The organism is Proteus terrae, from assembly GCF_003144325.1.
Classification (GTDB): domain Bacteria; phylum Pseudomonadota; class Gammaproteobacteria; order Enterobacterales; family Enterobacteriaceae; genus Proteus; species Proteus terrae.
In genome coordinates, this window is record NZ_PENS01000038.1 from 1 (window position 1) to 507 (window position 507).

Annotated in this window: 1 rRNA gene; it reads left to right on the plus strand. The window is 50.3% G+C overall.

The features are described 5' to 3' along the window. Positions 1 to 507: ribosomal RNA gene (locus DK857_RS19085) — 23S ribosomal RNA — on the plus strand; the annotation flags it as partial.

Consider the following 507-nt stretch of genomic DNA (forward strand, 5'->3'; position numbering starts at 1 on the left):
AGGCAATCAGAGGCGATGAAGGACGTGCTAATCTGCGATAAGCGTCGGTAAGGTGATATGAACCGTTATACCCGACGATTTCCGAATGGGGAAACCCAATATCCAATGGATATTATCATGACGTGAATACATAGCGTCATGAAGCGAACCGGGAGAACTGAAACATCTCAGTACCCCGAGGAAAAGAAATCAACCGAGATTCCCCTAGTAGCGGCGAGCGAACGGGGAACAGCCCAGAGTCTTAATCAATAGCAGCATCAGGAGAACGGTCTGGAAAGTCCGGCAGTAAAGGGTGATAGCCCCGTATCCGAAGATGCTGTTATTGTGAACTCGACGAGTAGGGCGGGACACGTGTTATCCTGTCTGAATATGGGGGGACCATCCTCCAAGGCTAAATACTCCTGATTGACCGATAGTGAACCAGTACCGTGAGGGAAAGGCGAAAAGAACCCCGGCGAGGGGAGTGAAAAAGAACCTGAAACCGTGTACGTACAAGCAGTAGGAGCC